This window comes from Desulfonispora thiosulfatigenes DSM 11270 (genome assembly GCF_900176035.1).
GTDB classification, from domain to species: domain Bacteria; phylum Bacillota; class Peptococcia; order Peptococcales; family Desulfonisporaceae; genus Desulfonispora; species Desulfonispora thiosulfatigenes.
Genome location: NZ_FWWT01000022.1, coordinates 48895 through 64419, shown reverse-complemented (window position 1 = coordinate 64419; position 15525 = coordinate 48895). Strand labels below are relative to the sequence as shown.

The following is a 15525-nucleotide window of genomic DNA, read 5'->3' as shown; positions in this document are numbered from 1 at the left end:
CGAAAGTTATTAATATAGGCAAATAAATTGGGGTTAGCAAACACATGCTAACCCCAATTTATTTAACCATTATACTTTCCAAATAAAATTGTTGCATTATGTCCACCAAAACCTAAAGAATTTGAAAGTGCATAATTTACATCTTTCTTAATTGCTTTATTAGGTACATAGTTTAAATCACAATCTGGGTCAGGATTTTCATAATTAATTGTTGGTGGAATTTCTCCATTTGTAATAGCAAGGGCTAATACAGCAGCTTCTAGGGCTCCTGCTGCTCCTAGTAAATGTCCTGTCATTGATTTAGTTGAGCTAACTGCTACATTTTTGATTGTTTCTCCAAATACTTTTTTCATAGACATAGTTTCATATTTATCATTTAAATCTGTAGAAGTACCATGAGCATTAATATAATCAATTTGTTCTGGTGTTAATCCTGCATCTTTTATCGCCATTTCCATAGATCTTGCTGCGCCTTCACCATCTGGGGATGGGGCAGTAATATGGTGAGCATCACAGGTTAATCCATATCCTAAAACTTCAGCATAAATTTCTGCTTTTCTTTCTAAAGCATGTTCTAAGCTTTCTAAAACTAAAACTACAGAACCTTCTGCAATTACAAACCCATCTCTATCTTTATCAAAAGGTCTACTAGCTTTAGTTGGGTCATCATTACGTTTTGATAAGGCTTTCATTGAACAAAATCCTGAAACTGCAAGTGGGGTTATTGAAGCTTCTGACCCACCTGTAAATACTACTTCTGCATCGCCTCTTTGAATTAACTTAAAAGCATCTCCAACTGCATGAGTTCCAGAAGCACATGCACTAACTACACTAAGGTTTGGTCCTTTAGCCCCTATTGATATACCTACTTGACCAGCAGCCATATTAATTATCATCATCGGAACCATTAATGGGCTTACTCTTCTTGAACCTTTTTCAGCTAAAACATTACACTGCTCTTCTAAGGTACCTATACCACCTACACCTGAACCTAGAACTACACCAACCTTATGAGGATCCATAGTATTCATATCTAATTTACTATCCTCAAGAGCCATTAACGATGCACCAACTGCATATTGGGTAAATAAGTCCATTCTCCGAGCTTCTTTTTTATCGATAAAATCAGTAACTTCAAAATCATCTACTTCTCCAGCAATTTTACTAGACACTTCTGAAGCATCAAATTTAGTTATTGGACCTATTCCTGATTGTCCATTTATTAAATTAGTCCAAAACTTTTCTTTTCCTGTTCCTACTGGGGATACTATTCCTAATCCGGTTATTACTACTCTCTTTTTTAGCAAACAAAAACACCTCTTTTTGAAAAATTTCTAAAGTCGGAGAAAATTAAAAAGACTCATACTCTTGTACTAATCTATTTATAATTTCTTGTGCAGATAAGATTTCTGTAATTTTATCGATATACTCACCTGAAAAGGCTAACCCTTCAGATAAGTTTCCTTTTTGAGCATTATTTAAAGCTTCCATAATGCAAAAATTATGTTTGCATTTTTTTAAGCATCCATTACAAGTTTGAGGTTCTTTTATATTTCCCGCTAATAATTTATCTGTAAATTCATTTCGTAGTGCTCTTCCCATTAAGCCAACGGGACTATCTACTAAAACAATATCTTCTTTTGTGGATTTTACATATAATTCTTTAAGATTATCTGATCCATTTGCTTCCTTGCTAGCTGCAAATCTAATTCCCATTTGCACCCCATTTGCTCCTAAGCTAAATGCTTCTTGCATGTCTCTTGCATCAACTATACCACCAGCAGCTATAACAGGTATAGATACAACTTTTTTTACTTTAGGCAAAATATCTCTCATTGAATCTTCTGTACCTAAGTGTCCTCCAGCTTCCTTTCCTTCAGCCACTATAGCAGCTGCTCCAAGGCGCTCAGAAATTACAGCCAATTTGGGAGTTGAAACTATTGGAATAAAAGGAGTGTCAGCATCTTTACACCAAGAGAAAATATCTCTCGAAAAACCAGCACCTTGAACGATTAAATCAATACCTTCATCTAAAGCTGTAAAAACTAATTCTTTAAACTTGGTAGCTGCAAACATTATATTTATACCTATTATACCTTGAGTTTTCTCTCTTGCTAACCTTATTTCTTTTTTTAATTCATCTTTATCCATACCAGTTGCAGCAATTAGACCGATACCACCAGCTTCAGCAACAGCACTAGCTAAGCGCGAAGTGGAAATACGAACAGCCATTCCACCTTGTATTATGGGATAACGGGGCATTAAATTTCCAATTTTTAAATTAGGCAGTTTCAAGTTAATACCCTCCAAACTATTTATTTGAATAAAGTCCCGTAGTAAACCACGGGACTTTTAATATTAATCATAATTAAATCTTAGCCTTGATGTATTGAACCGCTGCTCCAATGCTTCTAATTTTCTCAGCATCTTCATCAGGTATTTCGATATCAAACTCTTCCTCTAATGCCATTACCATTTCAACAACATCTAAAGAGTCTGCATTTAATTCCTCAAAGCTAGTTTCTAAAGATACTTCTTCAGCATCTACATTAAGTTGATCAATAACTATATCTTTAACTTTATCAAAAATCTCCACCCAGTTCACCCCCTTCCAAATCTATAACTTTTTTATACATACATTCCACCATTGACATTAATAACTTGCCCTGTTATATAGTCACTTTCAGGTGAAGCTAAGAAAGCAACTGTATTTGCAACATCTTCAGGGGTACCAAGTTTTTTTACTGGAATGCGCTCTAATAATTGTTCTTTGATATTATCAGGAAGAGCATCAGTCATGTCAGTTGAAATAAACCCTGGTGCTACTGCATTAACCTGGATTCCTCTACTTGCAAATTCTAAAGCAACCGATTTAGTTAATCCAATAATACCTGCCTTTGCTGCTACGTAATTACTTTGGCCTACATTACCTGCTAAAGCTACTACAGAAGCTATGTTGATTATTTTTCCAGCCTTTTGTTTTATCATACCTCTACTAATTGCTTTAATACAATTAAAAGCACCTTTTAAATTAGTTTCTATTACACTATCCCATTCTTCTTCTTTCATACGCATAATGAGATTATCTTTTGTTATACCTGCATTATTAACTAAAATATCTACCTTACCAAGTTCATTTTCTACGGTTTCAAACATTTTAGCTACATCTTCAGCGTTTGAAATATTAGCTTTCACTATTATTCCTTCTCCACCACTTGCGATAATTTCACTTAAGACCTCTTTGGCTTTATCTTCACTACCATTATAGTTTACAGCGACTTTAATACCTTCCTTAGCTAGCTTTAAAGCTATGGCTCTGCCTATTCCTCTGGATGCACCGGTAACAACTGCTATCTTTTTTGTTCCACTCATTTATAAAGCCTCCTTTAAACCTTCTAAGGTCTGCTCCAAAGAAGTAGGATCTGAAACATTATGTACATTTACACTTTTATCTATTTTTTTAATTAATCCAGTAAGAACTTTACCAGAACCAATTTCAATAAATGTTGTTACTCCTTTATTTATTAAATATCTAACGGACTGTTCCCATTTTACTGAACTACTAACTTGCCTAATTAAAGATTCTTCAATTTCTTCTTTAGTAGATACCTCTCCGGCACTTACATTAGCAATAACAGGAACTTCCGGATTATTAATAGTGATCTTTTCTATCGCTAAGCCAAGATTATTTCCAGCTGCTTCTAGTAATGAAGAATGAAATGGGCCACTTACTGCAAGTGGAATAGCCCTTTTAGCACCCAGTTCTTTAGCCACTTCAACAGCCTTATTTATTGCAGGGGTAGCTCCAGCAACCACTATTTGGCCAGGACAATTAAAATTAGCTGGCTCAATAACACCTAAGTCCTGACACTTTTCACATAATTTATAAACGCTTTCTTCATCTAAACCAAGGATAGCTGCCATACTTCCTTCTCCTGGGACAACTGCCTCTTGCATATACTTTCCACGTTGTTCTACTAGCCATACAGCATCGGAAAACTCGATTGCTTTAGCTGCTACAAGAGCTGAGTATTCTCCTAAACTATGTCCTGCAACATAGTCAGGCTTTACCCCATTTTCCTCTAATACTCTCAAGCATGCAATACTTGTAGTTAATAACGCAGGTTGAGTATGTACTGTTAATTTAAGTTTTTCTTCTGGACCATTAAAACATAAATCTGAAAGTTTATAACCCAGGCGCTTATCAGCTAACTCAAAGGTTTCTTTTGCACAAGGAAAATTATTTACCATTTCTCTTCCCATTCCTATACACTGTGAACCTTGCCCTGGAAAAACAAAGGCTATTTTACTCATAATTTCCTCCTTACAAAAACCTTTTTAAGTTATTTATAATTTCGCTTGTTTCAGTTACTATTTCTTCAATAATTTCTTTAGCAGGTTGAACTTTTTTAATCATTGATGCTACTTGACCTGCCATAATTGATCCCATTTGAATATCTCCATCTACTACAGCCATTCTTAATCTGCCTGCACCTAGTTTTTCAAACTCTTCTTCTGTTGCATTATTCTCTACTAATTCATCAAATGTTCTCGTTAATTTATTTTTTACAACTCGTACTTTATGACCAGAAGTTCCAGTTAAAACTGTATCACGATCTTTTGCTTTAATTAAGGCTTCTTTATAATTTTCATGGACAGTACATTCTTCAGCACATACAAATCTAGTTCCCATTTGTACTCCTTGTACTCCAAAGCTGAGTGCAGCTACTACGCCTCTAGCATCAAAAATTCCGCCAGCTGCGATTACTGGTATATTCACTGCATCCACAATTTGAGGAACTAAAGCCATCGTAGTTAATTCCCCTACATGACCTCCACATTCAAGGCCTTCTGCTATTAAACCATCCACACCAATTTTCTCAAGTCTTCTAGCAAGAGCTACTGAGGATACTAAAGGAAAAACTTTTATTCCTGCTTCTTTAAACCTACTAATATATTTACCTGGATTTCCAGCACCAGTTGTTATAATTTTAATATTTTCTTCAATTACAAGGTCTATAATATCATCCACAAAAGGAGAAATAAAATATATATTTACACCAAAAGGTTTATTAGTTAATTCTTTTGCCTTTTTTATCTGTCCGCGCACAATTTCCTTTGGCGCACTACCTGCTCCAATAATACCCAGGCCACCTGCATTTGATACTGCTGCTGCTAATTCACCTGTTGCTACCCATGCCATACCACCTTGAATAATTGGATATTGTACTCCTAATAAATCACATAAGTCTGTTTTTAACATTTTTAATCCTCCTTAACTAAACCCACCTAATTACACATGATCCCCAGGTTAACCCTGCTCCAAACCCTACTAAAATTATATTGTCGCCTTTTTTTACTTTTCCATTTCTTACTGCTTCATCTAACGCTACAGGAATACTTGCTCCTGACATATTACCATACTTATCTAAATTTACGTACACCTTATCTTCAGAAATATCTAATCTTTTCATCGCTGATTGGATAATTCTTTTATTAGCTTGATGAGGTACTAAAAAGTCTAATTCTTCTTTTGTTAAACCAGCTTTTTCTAATGCCTTTTGGGCAGTTTCATTTAATATCCGAATAGCAAATTTAAAGACTTCATTACCTGCCATTTTTAAATAATGATCACCTTTTGCTACGCTTTCACTATTAATTGTAGCACTAGAGTATAAAAGATTTGCTCCTTTACCATCAGAACCTAAGTCAAAAGATAAAAACCCACTTCCTTCTTCTACTTGGGACAATACACATGCACCTGCTCCATCCCCAAATAGAACTAAAGTATTACGATCCTTTGGATCTAAAATACGAGTTAATGTTTCTGAACCTATAACTAAAATCTTTTTATACATTCCTGTAGAAATTAAATTACTTGCAAAAGCCAGACTATAAATAAAGCCTGTGCAAGCAGCTCCTAAATCAACAGCTGCGGCATTTACCGCTCCTATTTGTTCTTGTACTAAACAAGCCGTTGATGGAAAAAACATGTCTGGAGTTATTGTTGCTACAATAATCATGTCTATTTCTTCAGCTTTTACATTTGCATTTTCTAAGGCCTTTTTTGCAGCCATTGATGCCATGTATGAAGTTGATTTTTCACAATCAGCTTTTCTTCTTTCTTTAATCCCAGTTCTAGAAGTGATCCATTCATCATTTGTATCTACCATTTTTTCTAAATCTTTGTTTGTTATTACCATATCCGGTAAATATGAACCTGTTCCAATTACACCAACAGGTAAAAGTTTTATATCCATTTATACGTCACCCATTTTTAAATTATTTGTCATAATTTTAATTAAATCACTTTTATGACAATTATATGCGATATTAATTGAATTACATATAGCTTTTGCTTTTGAACTTCCATGACAAATTATACTAATTCCATCTATCCCTAATAGTGGGGCTCCACCATATTCTGAATAATCTAATTTAGATTTTAATTCTTTTACCACCGGTAATAATAAACCAGCGCCTATTTTAGCCCGTATACTTTTATCTATTTCTTCTTTTGCTAAACTTGTAACAGCTTTAGCCATACCTTCAATTAACTTTAAAACTATATTACCAACAAACCCATCACAGACCATGACATCAGCACTACCTAGTAAAATATCTCTACCTTCAATATTACCAGTAAAATTAATTCCTGGCATATTTTCAAGTTCAATGTAAGTTTGTTGTACCAATTCATTTCCCTTTGTTTTTTCAGTTCCATTATTAATAAGAGCAATTTTGGGATTTTTAATTTCTAATATCTTTTCAGCATAGATACTTCCCATCATGGCAAACTGCTTTAAATTTTTAACTTTACAATTTGTATTTGCTCCTATATCAAGTAAAAGCTTATATCCTTCTAAAGTTGGAAGCACTGTTGCAATTGCAGGTCTATCTACTGCCTTAATTCTACCTATACCAAATAGGCTTGCTACCATTTGGGCACCTGTGCTACCTGCTGAAATAAGGGCATCTGCCTCTTTATCTTTAACCATTTTAGCGGCAATTGATATAGAAGCATCCTTTTTTGTTCGATAAGACACCGTAGGTATATCGTCCATTGTAATATTTTCAGAAGCGTGAATAATTTCTAGTTTATTTTGTCCATTTTCTAAATATGGGTTAATTTTATCCTTGTGACCTACAATAAATATTTTTTCAATAAAAGAATATTTATTTATTGCTTCTATTGCGCCTTGAACTATTTCCTTAGGGGCATGATCTCCACCCATAGCATCTAATGCAATTCGCACTTTAAATTCCCCCTATCTAGAAACAATAATAAACTTTGCTGTGAATACTTCTTCAGCCCCTACTTTTGAAACTACTTTAACTAAATGTTTATTACCATGATTTCTAGCTATAAATGCAGTAGCAATTACTTTTTCTTTTAAATAAACTGGTCTACGATATCTAACTCTAGCACTTCCTGTTAAAACAACATCAGCGTCAATTAATGCCATAGCTAACATATTTGCTTGTGAAAAAATATGATGACCACGACAAACCTTACTTTTCATTGAGACCATATCAGAAGTAACTTCCATAATTGAAGTAGCCTTTTTTCCTAATTCTAGTTCTACTAATTCACCAACAATTTCTGAATTTATTACAGATCTAACCTTGGTATAGTTTTTTTCAGCTACTTGCTTCATTCTTTCTCTAACCTCTGGAATTCCAAGCTCTAGTCTATCCAAACGAATAGTTTGAATGCTACAGTTAAACTCCTCGGCTAAATCTTCATCCGTTATAAAGGGATTGGTCGACAAATTTCTTTGTAAGATTTCTTGTCTTTGCATTTTAGGAACTCTTTTTTTCATAAAATCCGACAACCTTTTACATCTTGTATTAGTACCAGATAACAATACAAAGTATAATATAATGATTCAGAAAAATCAATATAAAACTAAAGATTTTTACATATTTTGTATTTATATAAAAAGATAAAAAAAGAGTAAGCTTTAAGCTTACTCTTACTCTGCTGCATTAACTTTAATAGCTTCACGGTTTTTGTAAAAACCACATGAAGGACAAACTCTATGGGGCATCTTCGCTTCGTGACATTGAGGACATTCCATTCTTGTAGGGGTGTCTAATCTAGCCCACATAGATCTTTTCTTTCTTGTTCTACTTTTAGATCTTCTACTTTGTTGAACTCCCATGTTTACACCTCCTCGTATTACTTTTTAAATTCAGCTAAAATAGCTAAACGTGGATCAATTTGCTCATTAGCACAATTACATTTTTCTTTATTTAAATTTTTGCCACAATAAGGACAAATCCCTTTGCATGCTTCACTACATAGGATTTTAGTTGGTAAATTAAGAATTATGTTTTCCGTAACTAAATCAGTTAAATCTAAATCAAGGCTATATAAAACCTGATACTCTTCATCTATTGTTTCCTGACTTAAATTACTTAAATAACAAAGATCCGACTGTTTAATTAACTTTTCTTTTATAGTTACATTTAAAGCGAATGAAGCATTTTCGATACATCTATCACAGTTGGAGTGTAAATGCACCTCGAAATCCCCTTCAACTGTAATTATCTGATTATCAAAGGCTATGTCTAAAGATATTTCTAGGGGACTTTCTAATTTTATATCTTCAGGTAATACAAGTTTGTCCATAATAAAGCTAACACGATGTTTCACATCATTAGAATTCATCAGTTTTGCTAGATTAATAATCAATTTATCACCTCATATTAAAATAAGGACCCTAGACGACCTTCTCATTATATATGTCTTTAATTATAGTTGTCAATCCAATAATTCTTAACCGTTAAGTAAAGATTTAACTTTGTAGAGCAGTAATAGCTACAGTATTTACCACATCATCTACACTACATCCGCGAGAAAGGTCATTTACTGGTTTTGCCATCCCTTGTAAAATAGGACCAATGGCCTCGCCTTTAGCAAAACGTTCTACTAATTTATATCCAATATTACCAGCTTGTAGATCTGGGAAAACTAATACATTTGCTCGTCCTGCAACTTTACTATCAGGCGCTTTTTTAGTTCCTACTGAAGGTACTAATGCTGCGTCTGCTTGTAATTCACCATCTACAATCAGCTCAGGATATCTTTCTTTAGCAATTTGAGTTGCATTTGCTACTTTTTCAACTAATTCATGCTTTGCACTTCCCTTAGAAGAAAAAGAAAGCATTGCTACCTTTGGCTCAAAACCCACTAAATCTTTAGCAGTTCTTGCGGATAAAAACGCATTTTCGGCCATTTGTTCTGCTGTAGGTACAGGATTAACAGCACAATCTGCAAAAATGGTTATTCCTTCTTCACCATATTCACTATTAGGAACAATCATAATGAATGCACCTGACACTGAAGATATACCTTTTTCTGTTTTGATGATTTGTAAAGCAGGTCTTAAAACATTTCCTGTTGTATTTTCAGCTCCAGCTACCATTCCAGAAGCATCACCACTTTTAACCATTAGTGCACCAAAATATAATGAGTTTTTAGTTAATTTTTTAGCATCTTCTAAGGTCATGCCTTTAGCTTTTCTTAATTCAAATAAAGTATTAGCATACTCTTCAAATTTAGCATGATTTTCCGGGAAAATAATTTGGACATTTGATAAATCCACATTATTAGTTTTAGCCACATTTTTAACTTCTTCTTCTTTTCCAAGAAGAATTACATTAGCAATACCTTCTTTACTTATAATACCAGCAGCCTGTACCGTTCTTTCCTCTGTTCCTTCTGGTAAAACAATAGTTGCATTTTTTGCTTTTGCCTTTTCTTTTATACTTTCTATTAAGTTCATTGAAAATACCCCTTTCTTTGGTATAATTTTAATACCTCATATAATAGTGTAACAAATTTTGACTATAGATAACAAAAAAAATTAAAAAGTATCTAGTAGAATGTATATTAAATGTACTTGTTAGTATATAACTAAACACAAATTAAGAAAAGAAGGAAAGATTTATTATGAAAGTTTTAAGTATAATAGCCGAATATAATCCTTTTCATTATGGTCATTTATATCACCTTAATGAAGCTAAGAAAAGTGTAAATCCTGATATAACGGTCTGTATCCTTGCTAGTAACTTTCTCCAAAGGGGAGAACCTTCAATAGTTGATAAATGGTCTAGAACTAAAATGGCACTTCACGCAGGAATAGATTTAGTAATTGAATTACCAGTTGCGTTTTCATGTCGTAGTGCCTTTTATTATGCCACTGGTGCAGTTACATCCTTAGTAAAATCTGGTGTTGTTACTCATCTATCCTTTGGAACTGAGGCAAATAATCTTTTACAGTTACAAAAAATTGCCCAGGTTATTAATAATGAAGATGCATTATATAAATCTGTGTTACATGACTTTTTAGGTGCTGGTTTTTCATATCCTAAAGCACGTATTTTAACCCTAGAAAAAGTATTAGATTTAAAAAATGATGATTTAAGAGAATTGGATAATCCTAATAATATTTTAGCTTTAGCTTACTTACAAGTTCTAGATATTTTGAAAAATGATATTACACCTGTTGGGATTTTACGCAAAGGTGATTATCATAGCCTTGACCCTAATCATGGTTTTGCCAGTGCTTCTGCTATTCGAAAATTAATAAAAAACAATGATCCTAACTGGAAAAATCATGTACCTTCTTTTACTCGAGAAATACTCGAAAATGATTTCAAAGATGGCAAAGGTCCTCTTTTTCTAGATAATTTAGAACAAAATATTATAGCTATTATTCGAAGGACAAACCCTTTAGAATTACAAAAAATTATTGAAATAAATGAAGGCCTAGAAAATAGAATTTATCAGTCTGCTCAAAAGCATAGTAGTATCAAAGAACTACTTACTGAATTAAAAACTAAAAGATATACTTATACAAAAATTCAGCGTTCATTAACCCATATCTACCTAAATTATGAAAAAAGCCTAGATTTAAAAGAGCCAAAATATCTGCGTATATTAGGTTTTAATTCTAAAGGACAATCTCTTTTAAAACATATGAAATCTTCAAGTGAATTACCCCTTATTAATAGATTTTCTAATGCCTTTAAAATAGTAGATTCAACTGGAAAAAAAATATTAGATTTAGAAGCTAGAGCCTCAGATCTATATAGTCTAGCTTTGCCTAACCCTAATCAACGCTATGGTAAACAAGACTATTATAATTCTCCGATAAAATATTTAATTTAATCATATCTTAGCGTATTAGCAGTATAATTTACTAATAATTCTTTTTAGGGGTAAATACTGTGAAAAAAAATTATATTTTACGTTTTATAATATCCTTGTTTACACTTTATTTAGTTATTAGTATGATTTTACACCCAGAAGAAACTTTTAATGGAGCAGGTTTTGGACTTAAAACTTGGTCTACTGTATTAATCCCTTCTTTACTTCCTTTTTTTATCATCACAGATTTAATGGTAGAATTAGGTATTGTTCGTCTATTAGGTGTACTTTTGGAAAATATAATGAGACCTCTTTTTAAACAACCAGGCGAAGCTGGTTTTGTTTTAGCTATGGGCTTAACTTCAGGTTTTCCAATGGGTGCTGTTTTAACCAATCAATTATTAGAAAACGATGTTTGTACTAAAGAAGAGGCTACACGTTTAATTTGTTTTACAAACAACGCTAGTCCAGTATTTTTACTTGTTGCTATCCCTATTGGCATGTTTAATAACCCTAGTTTAGGAATTCTTTTGGCTATCTGTCATTATGGAGCCAATATTATTTTAGGAATAACTTTAGGAATATTTTCGTCTAAATCAAATTATTTAAATGTATCTAAAAATTCTAGTTTTACAAGCAAAATTCATTCAGCCATTAGTTCTTTAATTAAAAATAAGAAACCTTTAGGAATAATTTTAGGTAATGCTGTTAATAAGTCCATTAAAAACATCTTGTTAATTGGTGGTTTTGTTGTATTCTTTTCGGTTTTTTTAGAAATACTTAAAAATTCTTCCCTATTTGTGGTACTTCAAATTGTTCTTGGTAAAGGTTTAATGTTTTTAGGTTTAGATAGTTCTTTTAGTCAAGCTATTACCACAGGATTTTTTGAAATGACCTTAGGTGCAAAAACAGCAGCTGAAACAAATGCCCCACTTATAGAACAATTGATTATAGTTAGTTTTATATTAGGTTGGAGTGGTCTTTCTATTCAAGCTCAAGTTACAAGTATAGTAGGGAAAATGGATATACCCATTAGTAAATATATCTTTAGCCGTCTACTACATGGGGTTATTTCATGTTTTTTAATAAATCTTTTATATGACCCTGTATTAAAAATTATGGACAGTAATTTACCTGTCTTTAATATGCCCTTTACACAAGTTAATTATCATACTTTAGGTTACTTAAAATTTAACCTTGTATTTGCTCTTTTAGCTTTAGTAACGTTAATATTTATATCATTTGTCCTTACCTTAGCAAAAAAAAATAAGCAGGTTTAATCAACCTGCTTATTAGTATCCTTTATTTGTTGTCTGCCTTCTTTTATAAGTGCTAAGTTTTGTTCAAATTGATCTTGCAAATTTGACATTAAATCATCAGCGTATTCTAAAGCACCTCGAATCAGCTCTTCAGACTGTCTTCTAGCTGATTCTAACATCTTGTCACCTTTTTGTTCAGCTAATTTCGTAATTTCAGATTCATCTGTAATTTCAAGTACTTGAGATTTAGCATTTGTTAAAATTTCATTGGCTTTAGCTTTTGCCTCTTCGATGATTTTTTCTCTTTCATCTCTAATTAATTGACCAGTTCTCATATCTTCTGGTACGTTTGCTCTCATTTGATCAATATAGTCAAATAAGATTTCGTCTTTAATCACAATTTTGTCCGTAAGTGGTATTCTCGCACATTTTTCAATTTCAGCTTCTAATTCATCCAGAATTTTATAAATTTCCATACTTACCCCCTACAATAATTGGTAATAAGTAATTTTCGTATCACCATATATATTTTCTTTTACTTTTTCCAAATTTTCTATTTTCTCAGCAATTTGAGTATTTTTAGATGACTCAACTACAATAATAGCTAAAGGTTCTAATATATTAGATTTAACTAGTGTTTCTAATAAAGAATCTAAAATTTCAAGATTATAAGGTGGGTCAAGATAAATTAAATTGAATGATTGTTTATTTTCTTTTAGTACACTTACTGCTTTAAAGGCATCTAAGTTAAAATAACTTACTTTTTCAGCAAAACCACAATCAGCCACATTTTCTTTAATTATCTGCATTGCTTTAATGTTTTTTTCTACGAAAACAACCGAAGAACAACCACGGCTTAAAGCTTCTAAACCAATATTGCCTGTCCCTCCAAATAAATCTAGTACTTTTTGGTCTACAATCTTATTTGTTAAAACACTAAAGACTGCTTCTTTCACTCTATCAGAAGTAGGACGAGTGTTCATGCCTTTAAGTGATTTGAGATTTTTGCCTTTACATAATCCTGCAATAATTCTCATTTATATCCACCTCTATAAAATATTATAGCACAAAGCATAAATATTTAGTATTGGTTAAAAAATATAATTTGCTTATTTACTATACATTTTTTAATTAATTGTATATCTTTTAGTCAGTTGTGCATACTAAGAATGTAATTAAAACTTTCCCCCCTTGTTTTTTCCTTTTCGCAGTTTATACTGCGTTTTTTTTTGTTAATTTGGAAATAATACAAATACACTTTTAAAAAATAATAGGAGGTATTTATGGATAAAGAACGATTTTATAAAGATCTTAATATTAATTTAGACTTAGCCCTAGAAGCACATGACGTTGTTAGAGGTACCAGGGGAGGAGAAATACCTGGAGTTAGCTTAAGTGAAGAATCTTTTGACAATTGTACTGTGAAAGTTGTAAAAGTATTAGATAGTAAAGGTTCTGGTATTATTGGTAAACCCATCGGTGATTATATTACAATTGAATCAGAGTCTTTAAGAATTAATAATAAAGCTTTACATGCTGATTTAAGTAAAGTATTATCTGAGCAATTAAAAACCATATATCCTTTTAAAACCGAAGATGATAGCGTTTTAATAGTAGGTCTTGGAAACTGGAATGCTACTCCTGATGCTTTAGGACCACAGGTTGTAGAAAAAACAATGGCTACTAGACACCTACATGGCAGAGTCCCAGAGGAATTAACGAATGGACTTAGACCTGTAAGTGTAATTGCACCAGGTGTTTTAGGTATTACTGGTATTGAAACTGCTGAAATAATTAAAGGAATCGTAGAAAAAACTTCTCCTAAAGCCTTAATTGTTATTGATGCTTTAGCTGCTGGAAGCGTTAGTAGAATAGGTTCAACTATTCAAATATCTAACACAGGTATTAATCCTGGTTCTGGTGTAGGTAATAAAAGAGCTTCCATAAATCAAGATTTTATGGGTGTTCCAGTAATTGCAATCGGTGTTCCTACAGTAGTAAATTCTAGTATAATTGCTAAAGATATTATTGATAATTTCGTAGATGAATTAAAGGAAAGACCTCCATTAAAAGAATTATCTAAGGAATTAAATCCACCGATGCTTAGAATAATTTTGGATAAAGTTTTAAATCCTTATACCAATAGTTTAATGGTTACTCCTAAAGAAGTAGATGATTTAATAAGAAATACTTCACAAGTAATTGCCCTTGCTTTAACTGACTCTCTTCATCCGGCTATGCCTGAAGAGGTTGCTAACTATTTACAATAATTTTTTACATATAAACAAGCAGATATAAATATCTGCTTGTTTATAATTATCTATTTAAATGTTTTAAAACAATTTATTGTTGTGGAGGTTGATTCATTTCATTTCCCATGTTTTGCTCAGCATACTGAATCATTTTTCTAACCATATATCCACCAACATATCCATTTTCACGAGAAGTTAATTGACCTTTATCGATTTGGTTGTAGTTTGCAATTCCTAATTCATTTGCAGTCTCATATTTAAATTGATCTAAAAATGACTTAGCACCTTCAACAGCTGGTTTATTTGTACTTCTTGACATAGTAATTCCTCCTTATAATTTTAATATCTATTTTAATTTAATTTAATTTAGATTAATTTTTGACACCTTTTATTTTTTACTCAAGCTACATATTATTGTTGTGGGGGTTGGTTCATTTCATTTCCCATGTTTTGCTCAGCATACTGAATCATTTTTCTAACCATATATCCACCAACATATCCATTTTCACGAGAAGTTAATTGACCTTTATCGATTTGGTTGTAGTTTGCAATTCCTAATTCGTTTGCAGTCTCATATTTGAATTGATCTAAGAATGACTTAGCTCCTTCAACAGCTGGTTTGTTTGTGCTTCTTGACATTTTGTTTCACCTCCTTTCTGTACTAATATTGTGTGCAGTTTTAAGATTATTATTCTAGTATTATTTACCTTTTATTTTGAATTGTTTTTATTTTCGTTTTTCTTAGCAGTAGGATTATCGGGAATATCAGTTATGCCCATTTCCTGCGCAAATTCATATTTTAAGTTTTTTAATTCATGTTCTTTTGATTTCTTTTTCATATTAAAACCTCCTTTCA

Annotated in this window: 20 protein-coding genes; 3 read left to right on the top strand and 17 right to left on the bottom strand. The window is 32.3% G+C overall.

Annotated elements, in window-relative coordinates:
* Nucleotides 1-62 precede the first annotated feature (62 nt).
* The 12 genes from fabF to pta form a co-directional block, all read right to left on the bottom strand.
* Complete coding sequence (gene fabF, locus B8965_RS09160) at nucleotides 63-1307, bottom strand: beta-ketoacyl-ACP synthase II (protein WP_084053884.1); 1245 nt, start codon at nucleotides 1305-1307, stop codon at nucleotides 63-65.
* Between the two features lie 43 nt (nucleotides 1308-1350).
* Nucleotides 1351-2295: an NAD(P)H-dependent flavin oxidoreductase gene (locus B8965_RS09155; protein WP_084053882.1), complete on the bottom strand. Its 945-nt coding sequence runs from the start codon at nucleotides 2293-2295 to the stop codon at nucleotides 1351-1353.
* 73 nt (nucleotides 2296-2368) lie between these two features.
* Nucleotides 2369-2596, bottom strand: a complete 228-nt coding sequence (acpP, locus tag B8965_RS09150) for an acyl carrier protein (RefSeq protein WP_084053880.1) — start codon at nucleotides 2594-2596, stop codon at nucleotides 2369-2371.
* A 32-nt stretch (nucleotides 2597-2628) separates the two neighbouring features.
* Nucleotides 2629-3372 (bottom strand): 3-oxoacyl-[acyl-carrier-protein] reductase, encoded by a 744-nt coding sequence (gene fabG / locus B8965_RS09145; protein ID WP_084053878.1) that lies wholly within the window; start codon nucleotides 3370-3372, stop codon nucleotides 2629-2631.
* The gene (gene fabD, locus B8965_RS09140) at nucleotides 3373-4314 is read right to left on the bottom strand and encodes an ACP S-malonyltransferase (RefSeq protein ID WP_084053876.1); all 942 of its coding nucleotides are present in this window, start codon (nucleotides 4312-4314) and stop codon (nucleotides 3373-3375) included.
* Between the two features lie 10 nt (nucleotides 4315-4324).
* Nucleotides 4325-5263: an enoyl-[acyl-carrier-protein] reductase FabK gene (gene fabK, locus B8965_RS09135; RefSeq protein WP_084053875.1), complete on the bottom strand. Its 939-nt coding sequence runs from the start codon at nucleotides 5261-5263 to the stop codon at nucleotides 4325-4327.
* Between the two features lie 16 nt (nucleotides 5264-5279).
* On the bottom strand, nucleotides 5280-6260 hold the full coding sequence (locus B8965_RS09130; RefSeq protein WP_084053873.1) for a beta-ketoacyl-ACP synthase III: 981 nt from the start codon (nucleotides 6258-6260) through the stop codon (nucleotides 5280-5282).
* Complete coding sequence (gene plsX, locus B8965_RS09125; RefSeq protein ID WP_084053871.1) at nucleotides 6261-7256, bottom strand: phosphate acyltransferase PlsX; 996 nt, start codon at nucleotides 7254-7256, stop codon at nucleotides 6261-6263.
* Between the two features lie 12 nt (nucleotides 7257-7268).
* Nucleotides 7269-7823, bottom strand: coding sequence for a transcription factor FapR (gene fapR / locus B8965_RS09120; RefSeq protein ID WP_084053869.1), 555 nt, complete (start codon nucleotides 7821-7823; stop codon nucleotides 7269-7271).
* Nucleotides 7824-7976: 153 nt separating this feature from the next.
* On the bottom strand, nucleotides 7977-8165 hold the full coding sequence (rpmF, locus tag B8965_RS09115) for a 50S ribosomal protein L32 (RefSeq protein WP_084053867.1): 189 nt from the start codon (nucleotides 8163-8165) through the stop codon (nucleotides 7977-7979).
* 17 nt (nucleotides 8166-8182) lie between these two features.
* A complete protein-coding gene (locus tag B8965_RS09110; RefSeq protein WP_084053865.1) occupies nucleotides 8183-8698 on the bottom strand; it encodes a YceD family protein in 516 nt (171 codons plus the stop codon).
* Between the two features lie 103 nt (nucleotides 8699-8801).
* Nucleotides 8802-9791 (bottom strand): phosphate acetyltransferase, encoded by a 990-nt coding sequence (pta, locus tag B8965_RS09105; RefSeq protein WP_084053863.1) that lies wholly within the window; start codon nucleotides 9789-9791, stop codon nucleotides 8802-8804.
* 167 nt (nucleotides 9792-9958) lie between these two features.
* Here pta and B8965_RS09100 point away from each other — a divergent pair, with 167 nt between their 5' ends.
* Both B8965_RS09100 and ylbJ read left to right on the top strand, forming a co-directional pair.
* Entirely contained in the window at nucleotides 9959-11179 is a 1221-nt protein-coding gene (locus B8965_RS09100; protein ID WP_084053861.1) for a nucleotidyltransferase, read from the top strand.
* Nucleotides 11180-11238: 59 nt separating this feature from the next.
* On the top strand, nucleotides 11239-12438 hold the full coding sequence (gene ylbJ, locus B8965_RS09095) for a sporulation integral membrane protein YlbJ (RefSeq protein WP_084053859.1): 1200 nt from the start codon (nucleotides 11239-11241) through the stop codon (nucleotides 12436-12438).
* Here ylbJ and B8965_RS09090 read toward each other — a convergent pair.
* On the bottom strand, nucleotides 12435-12893 hold the full coding sequence (locus tag B8965_RS09090; RefSeq protein WP_084053857.1) for a hypothetical protein: 459 nt from the start codon (nucleotides 12891-12893) through the stop codon (nucleotides 12435-12437). The two genes, ylbJ and B8965_RS09090, sit on opposite strands and share 4 nt — an antisense overlap.
* Before the next feature lie 9 nt (nucleotides 12894-12902).
* Nucleotides 12903-13454 (bottom strand): 16S rRNA (guanine(966)-N(2))-methyltransferase RsmD, encoded by a 552-nt coding sequence (gene rsmD / locus B8965_RS09085; RefSeq protein ID WP_084053855.1) that lies wholly within the window; start codon nucleotides 13452-13454, stop codon nucleotides 12903-12905.
* Nucleotides 13455-13700: 246 nt separating this feature from the next.
* Between rsmD and gpr the strand changes: the two genes are divergently transcribed.
* Nucleotides 13701-14687 carry a GPR endopeptidase gene (gene gpr, locus B8965_RS09080; RefSeq protein ID WP_084053853.1) on the top strand — a complete coding sequence of 329 codons (987 nt, stop codon included), beginning with the start codon at nucleotides 13701-13703 and terminating at the stop codon, nucleotides 14685-14687.
* A gap of 73 nt (nucleotides 14688-14760) precedes the next feature.
* Here gpr and B8965_RS09075 read toward each other — a convergent pair whose 3' ends face one another.
* From B8965_RS09075 to B8965_RS12965, 3 genes are all read right to left on the bottom strand, one after another.
* Nucleotides 14761-14994, bottom strand: coding sequence for an alpha/beta-type small acid-soluble spore protein (locus tag B8965_RS09075; RefSeq protein WP_341451822.1), 234 nt, complete (start codon nucleotides 14992-14994; stop codon nucleotides 14761-14763).
* A gap of 86 nt (nucleotides 14995-15080) precedes the next feature.
* Entirely contained in the window at nucleotides 15081-15308 is a 228-nt protein-coding gene (locus B8965_RS09070; RefSeq protein WP_084053851.1) for an alpha/beta-type small acid-soluble spore protein, read from the bottom strand.
* 71 nt (nucleotides 15309-15379) lie between these two features.
* Nucleotides 15380-15508, bottom strand: coding sequence for a hypothetical protein (locus B8965_RS12965; RefSeq protein ID WP_278336352.1), 129 nt, complete (start codon nucleotides 15506-15508; stop codon nucleotides 15380-15382).
* Nucleotides 15509-15525 lie beyond the last annotated feature (17 nt).

What these genes read in the sequence shown, in the direction of transcription:
- B8965_RS12965 (WP_278336352.1), bottom strand. Translation starts at nt 15,508, where the DNA reads ATGAAAAAGAAATCAAAAGAACATGAATTAAAAAACTTAAAATATGAA.
- pta (WP_084053863.1), bottom strand. Translation starts at nt 9,791, where the DNA reads ATGAACTTAATAGAAAGTATAAAAGAAAAGGCAAAAGCAAAAAATGCA.
- B8965_RS09100 (WP_084053861.1), top strand. Translation starts at nt 9,959, where the DNA reads ATGAAAGTTTTAAGTATAATAGCCGAATATAATCCTTTTCATTATGGT.
- fabD (WP_084053876.1), bottom strand. Translation starts at nt 4,314, where the DNA reads ATGAGTAAAATAGCCTTTGTTTTTCCAGGGCAAGGTTCACAGTGTATA.
- rpmF (WP_084053867.1), bottom strand. Translation starts at nt 8,165, where the DNA reads ATGGGAGTTCAACAAAGTAGAAGATCTAAAAGTAGAACAAGAAAGAAA.
- fapR (WP_084053869.1), bottom strand. Translation starts at nt 7,823, where the DNA reads ATGAAAAAAAGAGTTCCTAAAATGCAAAGACAAGAAATCTTACAAAGA.
- B8965_RS09130 (WP_084053873.1), bottom strand. Translation starts at nt 6,260, where the DNA reads ATGGATATAAAACTTTTACCTGTTGGTGTAATTGGAACAGGTTCATAT.
- rsmD (WP_084053855.1), bottom strand. Translation starts at nt 13,454, where the DNA reads ATGAGAATTATTGCAGGATTATGTAAAGGCAAAAATCTCAAATCACTT.
- B8965_RS09070 (WP_084053851.1), bottom strand. Translation starts at nt 15,308, where the DNA reads ATGTCAAGAAGCACAAACAAACCAGCTGTTGAAGGAGCTAAGTCATTC.
- fabK (WP_084053875.1), bottom strand. Translation starts at nt 5,263, where the DNA reads ATGTTAAAAACAGACTTATGTGATTTATTAGGAGTACAATATCCAATT.
- fabG (WP_084053878.1), bottom strand. Translation starts at nt 3,372, where the DNA reads ATGAGTGGAACAAAAAAGATAGCAGTTGTTACCGGTGCATCCAGAGGA.
- gpr (WP_084053853.1), top strand. Translation starts at nt 13,701, where the DNA reads ATGGATAAAGAACGATTTTATAAAGATCTTAATATTAATTTAGACTTA.
- B8965_RS09090 (WP_084053857.1), bottom strand. Translation starts at nt 12,893, where the DNA reads ATGGAAATTTATAAAATTCTGGATGAATTAGAAGCTGAAATTGAAAAA.